Source organism: Aquimarina sediminis (assembly GCF_002895435.1).
GTDB classification, from domain to species: domain Bacteria; phylum Bacteroidota; class Bacteroidia; order Flavobacteriales; family Flavobacteriaceae; genus Aquimarina; species Aquimarina sediminis.
This window is the reverse complement of record NZ_POYJ01000002.1, coordinates 901677-914700: the sequence shown is the minus strand read 5'-3', so window position 1 is coordinate 914700 and position 13024 is coordinate 901677. Positions and strand designations below refer to the sequence as shown.

Sequence of the window (13024 nt, the reverse complement as noted above, 5' to 3'; positions counted from 1 at the left end):
AATTAAGGCTATAAAAATTTTCTCAGCAACAAGATTCGTCCATACCTCTACTCCTTAATAATCTTATAGGTTTTACTAGTATTTTTTCCTGTTTGTAACTTTACAACATACATCCCTTTGGCTAATCCCGAGATATCAACCTTATTATTTTGACTAATCTTTAAAACATGCACAGTTCCTTTTAAATCAATTAGTTTAATTGTATTACTATAAAGTTTCTCTTTCGATTTAATCGAAAAACTGCCCTTCACAGGATTAGGATAAATTAACTTCAAATCCTCCTCTACCTCGTTAACATTTTGGTTTTGCTTTACTCTATCTCCATGACCATAAAGCTGTATTGATAATGTTTCTCCATCCAGACTAATATCAATATTGATATACATCTGCCTGGAATGACTATTTACTCCATCTGGATCCACATAGCCAGAATAATATCCGTTCTCAAAATCTACAAGTGTAAACACTGGAATATCTCCGCTACCCAACCAAAAAGGGCGGTAATTTATTTGCTTTGCATTGTACCAATTAAAATCAAATTCATCCCCAGAATAATAGTTGGCAGGTCCTGTATGATACAAATCAATCTGCTGCACAACACTACCTTCATGGCTGACATTACCATCACCTTTATAATCAAACTCCAATACTGTCCCTTGATTAATATCAGGCCACAAATCCCATGCGCTATTCCCTAATCTTACCCTCCTGGTCGCCATATTATCATAATTTACATTTTCGAACTTTATCTTCTTCAATTTTGAGACATCAAACTTTTGCATATCCCATTTTGATAATTCTATATACTGGGTCTCTCCAATAACATAGCCATTTATTCGATTATTCTTAGAATGATTCCCAATACCATCAAGATCTAATGTTTTATTATACACAACCTGATCTGAGTTATAATCTCCAACAATTACTGATTCATCCCATAACACAGCAGGTTTATATGTTATTGCTCCTGTCACTTTAGAAGTTGCAAAATTTAGATTGTCAGTAAAATCAAGATTGGGCGGCGTACCATAACTATCCAAATCAATAAAAGTTACCTTATTGTCTTTATAGTAATAGTTATCATCTCTATACGATAGTTTTATTTCCTCTCCGCTTTTTAGCGAAACACCATGTTCTATAATAGAATATGCCCCTGCCCAATTGTACCCCCAAACATTTACATTTAAATCTTCATAATTCAGGTTTTTTAGAATAAGTTTTTTACTACAAAAATCTAACCTGTCTTCTAACTCTGCAGAAATGGTGATATCACTATTTTTAGCTCTCGAAGCAGAAGCCTGAACACATAATTGATAATTAGGACCATAATTACCAGAAGCATTGGTATGAACTCTTATATTAGATGGAATTTCAATTCTATATCTATTTGTTGAATCTACTCTATTAGCTCTTCTATAATATTCATTAAGAAATCCACTCAATGAAGTAAAGTTTTCAAAAAGACCAAATCCGACATTCGAATCAAAAAATATGTAATTGTTACTAGGGGTTCTAAATATGGTTACCATATGCCCAATATCCAATCTACTTAGTACAGAAGATCCACTGTATTCAAAGATCAGATTGGTCATTGTTAATCCGCCAACCGGATTAGTAGAAAAATGTTGCCTCATTGTATTTAGAACACGCTCTATAGTAACATCAAGCTGGTTCTGAATATTCGGTGAATTAACTCCCTGTCCTGATTGATAATTAGAAACTACAGCATTTATCTCGCTAGGAATAGTTCCAGGGTAGTTCGATGATGTCAATCCTAAACCAGTAAAAAAGCTATTCCAATTTTGATTAATCATTGTTTGACTTGCACCCTGATATATCTGATTTACTTGATTTTGTAATGAGATAATTTCTCTCATTTCTACAGAGCCACTAGTAGCCCCCTGAACAGACATTGTATGGATTACATCCACAGGGCTTTGATTTCCTGCCATAGCATTACTTAAAAAATAGAATGAAGATCCTACACAATAACCCGAAGGGCATGAAGAAGAATCATCTAATTGATATCGCTGATTGTATGGAAGGAAGTAGGAAGCCCAACTTTTCATCGATTTATGATATTTCTTCTTAACAATAGGTTGGTGCTTATCCCACGGATTTGAGTACATAAAGCTAAAAACAAATAAAGCGGAAAATAAGAGTAATGTATTTTTCATAATTAAAAGGTTTTTGTGTGTTGGTATTAGAAAATTTGCATATTAGATAGTATGAGTGGTACTGGCTAAAACTCATAATAAATAAGAACACCTTGTAGGAATAGCGTTGATATGCTACTCAAATAAATTATACTATAAGATGACCCAAGGAGTTTGTTTAAAAAACTGAATTCTCCTTTTCATATCCTATATGTTCTTTTCAATAAACTTTGTTTCCTCTGAAGATTGATTCTGTGGTTGTTATTCTGAATCTCGTGTAGAATGTTTTTGACAAATAAAAATGTCAGTGAAGATAAAATAGACTTCATAAATATTTAGGTTTTAAGGGTAAAGAATACAATTAGAGAAATCTGTAGTGTGGTTAGTATTACATCAATCTCTAATCATATTCGGTCTTCTTATGACTTAATGTTTAACGTTAAGTTTAATTCTCTTAAACAAAAACAATATTCATGCCTGTATTTTATTTAACAAAAAATGAAAAATTGTTTTTTATACAAATTTGTAAGAAAACCCTTAAACAACAAACTCTAAAATATTGATTATAAAAAAATTACACTATCTTTTTTTAGCCACACATATATCACTTAGTAAAAAAACCTCATCTTGTTTCCTTTATCAAAACGGGGAAATATCCGTAGAACATGGGGAAATTTCCACTAAATGTGGGGAAATTTCACCCACTTATTATATTCTCTATACTCAAAACGAAAAGTTTTAGTTGCTATTCCCTCCTTATCCATAGCCTTTCTTATACCTCGGATTAACATAAAACATTCACTTCTTTAAATCATATTCTTCCTATATTTACACCCATGGAGTTATTGTTTATAGGACTTTTGGGAGGTGCATTTCTTGCATATTTTATTTTTGCCAGATTTAGCGCTGCAAAAAACAAATCATCTATACAAACACAATCAACAGTTCTTAAAGAAAAAATAAAAAGTGTTTGCAAGCTTGTTACCGTCGAAGGTGATTTTGCCGAAATTTACCATTATGAAAGTGTAAAGGATAAATTTTTCAAATTACTCTCGGGTACAAAAAAGGCTTTAATTATTATCGAAGCCAAAGCTTATGTAGGATTTGATTTATCGCAGGTAACACTAGAAAGTGATACCAAAAACAAACGGATTATACTCACTCATTTCCCACAACCAAAACTTTTAACCATAGAAACAGATTTTAAATACTATGACAAAAAAGAAGGCTGGTTAAACCCTTTTACTTCTGCAGATCTTACTGACCTTAACAAAGAAGCCAAACAATTTATTAAAGATAAAATACCTCAAAGCGGTCTTATGGATTCGGCAAAAAAAGAAGCTTTAACAGCAATTTCTCTTATGGAAACCCTAGCAGAGTCTATTGGATGGACTTTAGATTATTCGGCATTAAAACTTAATGACAATAATCAAGACACAAAACAGTTAGAATAAAAAAACAATGGATGTAATTATTTCTACCAATAAAAAAAAATTAGATGTCGATTTTATCCATCGGTTTTTAACCCGCTCATACTGGGCTAAAGGCAGAACAAAAAAAGAAGTGATTACCACTATAGAAAACTCGATGGTTTTTGGAGTGTACCTTAACAGTAAACAAATTGGTTTTGCACGGGTATTAACTGATTACGCTGTTTTTGGGTATTTGATGGATGTATTTGTTATTGAAGAATATCGTGGAAATGGATATTCTAAACTATTACTAAAATCTATTATGGATCACCCGGATCTACAAGGTGTAGGTAGATGGATGTTAGCCACCAATGATGCACATAAATTGTATAATCAATTTGGTTTTAAAGCTATTCTGGATCCATCAAAGATTATGGGAAAAACCTTAAATGATTAAAAAATGAATATCGAAGTGTTCAGAGACTATTGCCTCTCTAAAAAAGGTGTTACAGAAGAATTTCCATTCGATGAAAGCACCCTTGTCTTTAAAGTAATGGGAAAAATGTTTGCTCTTACAGGATTAGAACGAATCCCATTTAGTATAAATCTAAAATGTGATCCTGATCGAGCAGTCGAACTTCGAGAATATCATCCAGAAATTACCCCTGGATATCACATGAATAAAAAACATTGGAATACTGTTAACGTTTCTGAAAGTTTACCGACTAATATGATACTAGAATTGATTGATCACTCCTATGATCTAGTCGTAAGCAGTCTAACCAAAAAAGTAAAACAAGAATTAGAAAATCTTTAACAGCAAAAAGGAAAAATAACAGATTCAATACTAAAGAAGCTTCTTTTTCTATGCTTTTCATAAATATAAAATGAACAACCCAAAAGAATTTTACAGAGAACAAATCTCTATACATACAACCTCTTTAAAAAAAATAAAAAACCAACTGGCAATATCCAGTACAGTACGATTAACGGTTTTTTTATTATTAATAGCTGGGATCTATTTTGGATATCCGAATACTCAAATTATAATAGGTAGTATCGTTATTGGGATTGCAGCATTTATTTATCTGGTAACCAGACATAGCAATCTATCATATGTCAAAAATAAATTAGAGAAACTTATAGAAATTAACCAATTAGAGCTTGACGTTTTTAATGGTCATATAGATGATCTTAGCCCAGGAAATGAGTATATTGATCCCTCTCATTTTTATAGTCATGATATTGATTTGTTCGGGCAACAATCTTTCTTTCAATATGCCAATCGAACTGCTACATTAGCCGGCAAAAATAAATTAGCCGAAGTACTTAGTGCAAATTCGATTAATCATATTGAAAAAAATCAAGAAGCCATAAAAAATACTTCAAAACTAGGAGTGTGGCGTCAGGAATTTAGTGCTATTGCTTCTTTGGTAAATACAACTGTATCAGTCTCTATGATTCAAAAATGGCTACAAAACTACACCTCCTTTGTCCCTAAAGTTATGCGTTGGCTTCCTATCGTTGTATCAGGAATTTCTTTGGTAATGCTAATTTTATTATTTACTGAGATTATCACCTTCAATCATTTTTTAATGTGGTTTTTTATAGGTCTCGGTATAACAGGAACACAACTAAAAAAAGTGAACAAATTATACACCGATTCGAATCAGGCAAAAGATACCTTTGAGCAATATTATAAGCTTGTTGATAAAATTGAAAACACCAAATTTGAGTCTGTTTTATTGCAAGAAAAACAACAGTTGGTGATTCATGAAAAAGAAAAAGCTTCGAATACACTTAAAAAGTTTGCTAGTATTCTAAATGCTTTAGATCAACGCAACAATATGATGTTTGGTGTTCTGGCAAATGGATTAATGCTTTGGGATATTATGCAGTGTTATCGTATTGAGCAATGGATTGACAAAAACCACAACAAAGTTGATCAATGGTTTGAAGTTATTGCTTTTTTTGATGCTTACAATTCTCTGGGTAATTTTGCTTTTAATCATCCCGATTATATTTATCCAAAAATAACTACTGGCGATAACATACTTAAAGCAAAAGAACTAGGGCACCCTATGCTTAACACAAATAAAAGAGTGGATAATGATATAACGATTAATCATGAACAATTTCTAATCATTACTGGAGCTAATATGGCTGGAAAAAGTACTTTCTTACGTACAGTAGCTCTGCAAATTGTAATGTCTAACATAGGACTCCCTATTTGTGCTAAATCTTGTGATTATCGCCCCATCAAATTGATTAGTAGTATGAGAACCTCAGATTCGCTAAGTGATGATGCTTCATATTTCTTCTCAGAATTAACACAACTCAAAAAAATCGTAAATGCCCTCGAAAATGATGAATATTTTATCATTTTGGACGAAATTCTTAAAGGAACCAATAGTAAGGATAAAGCTGCCGGTTCGCGAAAATTTGTAGAAAAACTGGTAAAAGCTGGGGCTACAGGAATCATTGCAACACATGATTTAAGTCTTTGCGAAATAGCAATAGAATTACCCCAAGTTGAAAATCGATTTTTTGATGCTCAAATCGTAAATGATGAATTATATTTTGATTACAAATTTAAAGACGGGGTTTGCCAAAATATGAATGCTTCCTTCTTATTAAAAAAGATGGGTATTGTATAGCATAAGAATCTAATCTATATAATATCCAAATTCTCTAAATATCATGATCTTTTCCTATTTGTAATAGCCCATTTTTTTTTAAGTTTATAAAGAAAAATTAAAGCGCAAAAACAGATTTATACAGACATATTTGTTTTACTTCCATTTTTATTTAGTTAAAAATTACTGGATTTAAATAATGATAAAAGGTTTAAGATGCAACATAAGGTTTACTTACCAATTTTTATTTTTTTTCTCTTTAACATATCCTGTTATAGTCAGTATAGTATATCAGGCTATATCAATTCAAAAGAAAAAAACAAGGTGGTATATCTTAGTTTATTGAGATATGATGAAGAAAATCTAATTTCTACAGAACAAGTCTTATTCTCTGTAAAAACAGATAGCACAGGCTATTTTGAGATGAACGGAAAATTGCTATCCGATAAAAATAAACTATATCGTATCCATTCTAACCTCAAAGAAAGTAATACTGGTTTTCAATTGTTTGATAATGGTATTAACAAAAATTACCACAATTTTATTTTTTCAAATACCGATACTATTTATTTTCCCAACAACAATAAAGTTTGGTTTAGTAATTCAAAAAATTCCAATTCAGCAGATAAGCTATGGCGAAAATCTTTAAAATACGAATCCAAACTACTCAAGGAATATATCGAAACCAGAAATACTGAAGCAATACTACAAGCAAAAAAAAGTTTCTCTAAAGAATTTAAATCGTATTGTACTGATTCTTTATCTGATCCCTTGGTTAAACTGTTGGCTTTTTCCCATATCAAAAAAAATATTATTGATTTAGAAGAAGATTTTAAGAAAGACTCTAATTTTTACTACAACATACAGAACCAGCTAAATCAATATTATACTGGGACATCATATCATTTACAATATCATGAAAAAATTTCTGTACTATCACTTTCTGCCATTAAACAAAACTACATATACCATAAGAACATAAACTATTTTTTAAGCACAGTTGTATTAATCTTATCTGTAATCATTTTTTTCATGTTTCAGAGAGTAAAAACAAAACGAAAGCAAGAAATTGTATATGAGGTTTCTAGTTTAACTAGTCAAGAAGAGAAAGTTGCCAAGCTCATCTGTAAGGGTATGTCTAATAAAGAAATTGCTTCTAGTCTTTTTATTTCTCTCAGTACCGTAAAAACACATATTCGAAACCTATATTCAAAATTAGAAATCTCTAATAGACAAGAATTGGTTAAAAAATTAAAAAAACATCCCCCAGACTAGTACTAATCTCACCCCCAGTTTATCACTTTTTTCGCTACCAAAAACATTCATTTGTAGATATATCTCATAAAAAATACAAATGAAAATATCAAATTTTATCAATAGATCTAATAGTAAAATAATTTCAATCTTACTTTTCTTTACCCAGTTCTCTGCTTTCACTCAAGAAATAGATATTAATGCAGTATACCAATCAGCAATAAAAGCATATGATTCACAAAATTATCAAGAAGCTTCTAATCAATTCACACTACTTCTTGATAAAGTTGATTTTCAAATAAAAAATGAAGGAGTTTATTATAGTGGAGCTTGCATATACGCATTGAATAATCAATCAAACCAAGCTTTTGAGTTGTTAGAATATCTTGCGGATAAAAAATGGTACTCAAAATACGACCAAATCTCAACAGATGATGACTTAAAGAATTTACACATTTCTAACCAATGGTCAACCCTGCTCAAAAAGGTAAAAAACAACCTATCAAGTTTACCCGAAAGAAATTCTAAGTTCATAAAAAAAAGAATTCTAGAGACAAAAACTCTCTTAACAAATGATAATGGAAAATTATGGGGAGAAAATATTTGGCATAACGATTTTCTTATTTTAGACTTTGATTATACAATTTACTCTCTAAATCCATTAGCCAATAGTAAAACAAAAGATACTACTCTTTTTTATACAAAAGTCTCCAAAAATGCGCTAAGTCTTACCAATTCTGTTCAAGAATATAAGGGAAAAGAATACGCAACAATTTTAACCAATTATCTTAATGATGGTGGAGCAACAATTATACACGAATTATTTCATACACTCCAAAGAAAACACAAAACCTTTAATGGCGAACCAATATCTTATCTGGATAATTATGATGCCAGACAATGGCTTCGCTTAGAATTCTATGCCCTGCAACTTGCGCTACATGCAATTAACAATAATAAAGATTTATCAGAAATCCAACTCCATGTTACTGATGCTATGATCTTTAGAAAACTTAGGCAAACTAAATACAATGAATTTCTCACCAAAGAGCTCGAAATAGAAACATTAGAAGGATTAGCAGAGTACACAGGCATAAGACTCTCTAATACCAAAAATAAATATGACGATGCGATTTCCCAAATTAATGAAAGAGAAGCAGCTCCTACCTATACCCGACCATTTCCATATGCCACCGGACCCGCATATGGATTGATTTTCGACTATCTACAAATCGATTGGAGAAATGGTCTAGATCACATATACAATTTTTTAAATATATACGAAACTCAATATCTCAATGAACCAATTTTCATTGATAAAAACACTGTAAAAAAAGCAAATGAGAGGAATAACTTCGACCTAATACACAAAGAAGAATTAGAAAAAAAAGTAAAGCAAGAAAAACTAATTAGTTTCTACACAGAGATGTTTATGGATAAACCAACCTTATCTGTCACTTCTATTGACCCCTTTTATGGTCGTTCTTACGACATGTATGGTACACTATCTCTAAACCCTAAAGAAACCGTTTATGCTTCGATAAAAGGCACAGCAAACTCCAAATCGGATTTTGGAAATTTTCATATTAAAGATGAGGTCGGCAAACTAGGGACTACAGGTGTTTTAGGAACCTGGATCGAAGATCTATTAAAATTTTCATTTCCATTACCCATACAAATTGACGGAAACAAAATACTTGGAGAGTTTTACGAAATAGAGTTAAATAAAGGATGGGAAATCATAAAAACCAATGTTAAAGGTGATTTAAAAATCGTAAAAAGAAAAAAGTAATCGTAAAAAAATTAGTTTTTGATATAAAAGAAAACAATATTACCATACCAAGCATCTGTTTTTCTAATTTGTAAAAGGTTTTTTTTATAAGTTTATAAATTATACCTGATTATCCTAGATTTATTTTTTCCATATGATAATTTTAATAAGAGAATAGCTCATGAAAGCCTTAAAAACATCTACCTTAGTTTTATTCTTACTCAATCAAATACTTTGTTTTTCTCAGGAAGTAAAAATGACCAAAGAAGTAGAAGAAACAATACAATTAGGAAAAGATTCAATCGTGAGATTAGCTCTAAAGCTGATTGACGATAGAGCGGATGTAAAAAATTTCTCCAAAACCAAAGTGATGACCAATGGAGAGCAAGTTCTTGTGTCATTTATCAACCCTATAAAATACTTACCCAAAAAAACAACTCTATATTTTGATGTAGTAATAAATTTATTAGAAAAAACAGCCTCTTATAATTCTATTTCTAATCCTATAAATGGTAGTGATCAAAAAAACATTCCTTTTTATAAACAAACAGAAGAAATAAAGAAGAACATTGATTTTGTAATAGAAAGCATGAATGTAAGCCATGAGGTTGATCCTATTACCATTGTAAATTCTGAAAACGATATGATCATTAGAGAAAATAAAAATTATTATGACATAACTGTCATTTCAGAATTTCAGGAATCATCATACAAAATAGAAAAAATATCTGGTAAAATCTATGACGCCCAACATGCCCACTTAGAGCCTCCTCCAACTGAAAAAAACACCAAGAATATGTTTATAGAAATAAAACTGTAATCAAAAAAAATATAAGATATTAATTCATTAATAAACATCACAACCTTACTTTAAAAATGAACCAAATTCGAGAATATTTTGAAAAAATTGTTACCTTAAGTGATAATGATTGGAAAATATTTTCCTCTAAACTTACCAAAAGTCACTACCCGAAAAAAGCAACACTCCTAAGAGTAGGACAAATTGAAAAACACCTTTCATTTATAGAAAAAGGTTCGATACGTTTTTTTATTCCGAAAGAAGAAAATGATATAACATTTGGGTTCTATTTTGAAAATCAATTCATCAGTGCGTATAACTCGTTTATAACCCAAACTCCAAGTACTTATCAAACAGAAACCCTGACCGAAACAATTCTTTGGAAGATAACACACAAAGATCTTCAGGAGATCTATAATCAAACAGAAATCGGTAATAAGATAGGAAGAAAAATAGCTGAAAACATTTTCCTTACAAAATCCAAAAGAGAACAATCCCTACTTAATGACACTGCAGAAGAAAGGTATATAAAACTACTTACCGAACAGCCTTATTTGATTAGAAAAATACCTTTAAAATATCTGGCTTCTTATATAGGGATAACCCCGCAAGCGCTTAGTCGCATAAGAAAACGAATTTCTTAACCTGGGTTCATTGTTTGAGCAAAGACTTTCTCTGACATTTGTAAAAAAAAAATGAAGCCACTTATTATACTCTGTGCCATTTCTATACTTTCTTTACTATCCATAAGAATGGTTTTAGGTAAATACGACTTTGCCTTTTCTGCCCGAATAGGAATGTCTGCAATGTTGCTTTTTACAGCCTTAGGACACTTTATGTTTACTAATGGGATGGCAATGATGATCCCCAATTTTGTCCCCTTCAAAAAAGAAATAATATATTTTACTGCAATCATAGAAATTCTTGCTGCTATTGGTCTGCATATCTCTTATATCCGACCATTAACAGCTTGGCTATTAATTTTATTCTTTTTGATGATATTACCGACAAATATCAAAGCTTGTATAGAGCATATAAACTACCAAAAAGGAACATATGATGGTAATGGATTAATGTATTTATGGTTTAGAATTCCGTTACAAATTTTATTTATTGCATGGGTATACATAAGCTCTTTACAATCTCAATGACATAAGAAAGAATAGTTTCGTTGTAGTTATGAAGTAAAAAGAGCGTATAAAACTGTATCTTTTCCTATTATAAATAGAGAATCTCACTCGTTTTGATCATAGCGAGATACGATTCTAAGCCAAGACACTCAATGAAACTACCATTACACTGCTCTGTAGATTATATACATGATTTCTTAAGTAAAAAAGAAGCCGAAGAGCTTTATCATGTGTTAATTAATGAGTGTCGTATAGATAAATCTCAACTTACCATTCGGGCAGGTGGAAAAACCATAACAACCGATAGTTTTAAAATATTATTTTCTACAGAAAGCTTAATTCAACAAAATAGTCATCCAGAGCATATTCATGGAAAAGTTTTTGTCTGGTCAGGGCTAATGGCCAAACTAAAGGAAAGAATCGAGAGATTAACAACCCTCGAATTTGATATTGCTATGTGCCTATATTACCCAAACGGAAACTATTATGCACCCTATCATAATGACCAACAAACATCTGGACACAAAACTATTTTGCCCTCAATTAGTCTAGGTGAAGTTCGCGAATTTAGCTTCAAAGAAAATCTTAATCAAAATATTTATACCTTAGACTTAGAAAACGGAAGTTTACTAATTATGGGCGAATACTGTCAAAGCAGATATACTCATAGTCTACTCAAAAACCCCAAATATAAGAATGGTAGAATAAATATAACTTTTCGAGAATCTGGGTTTAAGTAAACAAAAGAGATAAAAATGAAACATCCCTTATCTATTTTACTATTTTTCTGTATTTTAATTTCTTGTAAAGAATCTCCAGAGACCAAGTTTAAAAAAGACAGGATACAATTCATCTGCCCATCGGGTTGGAAAATAACAGATGAGCAAGACTACGATAATAAAGGATTCTATGTATCTGTCGAAAAAGATGGATTTGATTCTAGTGGTGTTATTACTATATCTTGGATCAATGACAGTCTGGATCTAAACACCTGGCTATCTGATTTTCAGGAGGAACTTAGAAACAATAGTATTTATAAAAACTCAAATTTAAACTTTAAAACCCCGACCAACGATAACTTCAACAATATACATTCTATCGCCACTGGATTTCAATTGAATCTACTTGGAGTTACCCATGAAGGGGTCATCCATGTTTTTTACAAAAACAATAAAACAATTGCTATTTTAAAGCAAGAAGCTATCGAAGATAAATCTATGAACAAAGCTGGATTTGATCGTCTTGAACAAAGTTTTACTATCGAATAAAAACCAAGAGTAAATCAAAAAAAATGATAAAAACGTGTATTGGCAATACATCTGATATAAAAGGAGTTCTTTCACTTCAGGCAAAGAATTTGTATAGTAATTTAACTTTGCAAGAGCGAGAATTTGGTTTTGTCACCACCCCATTCACCCCTGCCCAAATTGAAGAAATCATAAGGCAGAATGGAATTTTTATTACCAAAAATGAAGAAAAAACAATAGTAGCATATGCATTTGCAGGAAGTTGGGAATACTTTAAACAATGGGATATTTTTAATTTTATGGTATCTCGCTTTCCCAAATTATCTTTTGGCGAACGTAAAATTTCAACAAAAAACAGCTTTCAATATGGACCAGTATGTATTGATAAAGCCTATCGCGGTAAAGGTTTATTAAATTTAATTTTTGAAGAAATGAGAATTGAATTTTCGAAGAAATACCCTATAAGTATTACATTTATAAATAAAGTTAATGTAATCTCAGAAAAAGCACATACCAAAAAGTTAGGATGGGAAATAATAGATGAATTTGACTTTAACAATAACACCTATCTCGGATTAGCTTTTGACATGCAAAAATCTGTATTAAAGAAGTAACACCT

General features: G+C 31.0%; 13 protein-coding genes. 12 read left to right on the top strand and 1 reads right to left on the bottom strand.

What is annotated here, in order from left to right; translation table 11 throughout:
- Positions 1 to 47: 47 nt before the first annotated feature.
- Positions 48 to 2177 carry a T9SS type A sorting domain-containing protein gene (locus C1X07_RS08330; protein ID WP_103069513.1) on the bottom strand — a complete coding sequence of 710 codons (2130 nt, stop codon included), beginning with the start codon at positions 2175 to 2177 and terminating at the stop codon, positions 48 to 50.
- 815 nt (positions 2178 to 2992) lie between these two features.
- Between C1X07_RS08330 and C1X07_RS08325 the strand changes: the two genes are divergently transcribed.
- From C1X07_RS08325 to C1X07_RS08270, 12 genes are all read left to right on the top strand, one after another.
- Positions 2993 to 3610 (top strand): DUF4230 domain-containing protein, encoded by a 618-nt coding sequence (locus C1X07_RS08325; RefSeq protein ID WP_103069512.1) that lies wholly within the window; start codon positions 2993 to 2995, stop codon positions 3608 to 3610.
- 7 nt (positions 3611 to 3617) lie between these two features.
- On the top strand, positions 3618 to 4025 hold the full coding sequence (locus tag C1X07_RS08320; RefSeq protein WP_103069511.1) for a GNAT family N-acetyltransferase: 408 nt from the start codon (positions 3618 to 3620) through the stop codon (positions 4023 to 4025).
- A gap of 3 nt (positions 4026 to 4028) precedes the next feature.
- The gene (locus C1X07_RS08315; RefSeq protein ID WP_103069510.1) at positions 4029 to 4385 is read left to right on the top strand and encodes an MmcQ/YjbR family DNA-binding protein; all 357 of its coding nucleotides are present in this window, start codon (positions 4029 to 4031) and stop codon (positions 4383 to 4385) included.
- A gap of 70 nt (positions 4386 to 4455) precedes the next feature.
- The gene (locus tag C1X07_RS08310) at positions 4456 to 6225 is read left to right on the top strand and encodes a MutS-related protein (RefSeq protein ID WP_103069509.1); all 1770 of its coding nucleotides are present in this window, start codon (positions 4456 to 4458) and stop codon (positions 6223 to 6225) included.
- Positions 6226 to 6420: 195 nt separating this feature from the next.
- A complete protein-coding gene (locus tag C1X07_RS08305) occupies positions 6421 to 7479 on the top strand; it encodes a response regulator transcription factor (RefSeq protein WP_103069508.1) in 1059 nt (352 codons plus the stop codon).
- 79 nt (positions 7480 to 7558) lie between these two features.
- Entirely contained in the window at positions 7559 to 9250 is a 1692-nt protein-coding gene (locus tag C1X07_RS08300) for a hypothetical protein (RefSeq protein ID WP_103069507.1), read from the top strand.
- 160 nt (positions 9251 to 9410) lie between these two features.
- Positions 9411 to 10049, top strand: a complete 639-nt coding sequence (locus tag C1X07_RS08295; RefSeq protein ID WP_103069506.1) for a hypothetical protein — start codon at positions 9411 to 9413, stop codon at positions 10047 to 10049.
- 56 nt (positions 10050 to 10105) lie between these two features.
- Positions 10106 to 10672, top strand: coding sequence for a Crp/Fnr family transcriptional regulator (locus C1X07_RS08290; RefSeq protein ID WP_103069505.1), 567 nt, complete (start codon positions 10106 to 10108; stop codon positions 10670 to 10672).
- A gap of 51 nt (positions 10673 to 10723) precedes the next feature.
- On the top strand, positions 10724 to 11179 hold the full coding sequence (locus C1X07_RS08285; protein ID WP_103069504.1) for a DoxX family protein: 456 nt from the start codon (positions 10724 to 10726) through the stop codon (positions 11177 to 11179).
- A gap of 131 nt (positions 11180 to 11310) precedes the next feature.
- Positions 11311 to 11898 (top strand): alpha-ketoglutarate-dependent dioxygenase AlkB, encoded by a 588-nt coding sequence (locus C1X07_RS08280; protein ID WP_103069503.1) that lies wholly within the window; start codon positions 11311 to 11313, stop codon positions 11896 to 11898.
- A 15-nt stretch (positions 11899 to 11913) separates the two neighbouring features.
- The gene (locus C1X07_RS08275) at positions 11914 to 12426 is read left to right on the top strand and encodes a hypothetical protein (RefSeq protein ID WP_103069502.1); all 513 of its coding nucleotides are present in this window, start codon (positions 11914 to 11916) and stop codon (positions 12424 to 12426) included.
- Between the two features lie 23 nt (positions 12427 to 12449).
- Positions 12450 to 13019 (top strand): GNAT family acetyltransferase, encoded by a 570-nt coding sequence (locus tag C1X07_RS08270; protein WP_103069501.1) that lies wholly within the window; start codon positions 12450 to 12452, stop codon positions 13017 to 13019.
- Positions 13020 to 13024 lie beyond the last annotated feature (5 nt).

Bases quoted from the DNA above. Each gene is read 5' to 3' on its own strand.
- C1X07_RS08325 (WP_103069512.1), top strand. From the start codon at position 2,993: ATGGAGTTATTGTTTATAGGACTTTTGGGAGGTGCATTTCTTGCATAT.
- C1X07_RS08290 (WP_103069505.1), top strand. From the start codon at position 10,106: ATGAACCAAATTCGAGAATATTTTGAAAAAATTGTTACCTTAAGTGAT.
- C1X07_RS08275 (WP_103069502.1), top strand. From the start codon at position 11,914: ATGAAACATCCCTTATCTATTTTACTATTTTTCTGTATTTTAATTTCT.
- C1X07_RS08300 (WP_103069507.1), top strand. From the start codon at position 7,559: ATGAAAATATCAAATTTTATCAATAGATCTAATAGTAAAATAATTTCA.
- C1X07_RS08315 (WP_103069510.1), top strand. From the start codon at position 4,029: ATGAATATCGAAGTGTTCAGAGACTATTGCCTCTCTAAAAAAGGTGTT.
- C1X07_RS08270 (WP_103069501.1), top strand. From the start codon at position 12,450: ATGATAAAAACGTGTATTGGCAATACATCTGATATAAAAGGAGTTCTT.
- C1X07_RS08320 (WP_103069511.1), top strand. From the start codon at position 3,618: ATGGATGTAATTATTTCTACCAATAAAAAAAAATTAGATGTCGATTTT.
- C1X07_RS08305 (WP_103069508.1), top strand. From the start codon at position 6,421: ATGCAACATAAGGTTTACTTACCAATTTTTATTTTTTTTCTCTTTAAC.
- C1X07_RS08285 (WP_103069504.1), top strand. From the start codon at position 10,724: ATGAAGCCACTTATTATACTCTGTGCCATTTCTATACTTTCTTTACTA.
- C1X07_RS08310 (WP_103069509.1), top strand. From the start codon at position 4,456: ATGAACAACCCAAAAGAATTTTACAGAGAACAAATCTCTATACATACA.
- C1X07_RS08295 (WP_103069506.1), top strand. From the start codon at position 9,411: ATGAAAGCCTTAAAAACATCTACCTTAGTTTTATTCTTACTCAATCAA.
- C1X07_RS08280 (WP_103069503.1), top strand. From the start codon at position 11,311: ATGAAACTACCATTACACTGCTCTGTAGATTATATACATGATTTCTTA.
- C1X07_RS08330 (WP_103069513.1), bottom strand. From the start codon at position 2,177: ATGAAAAATACATTACTCTTATTTTCCGCTTTATTTGTTTTTAGCTTT.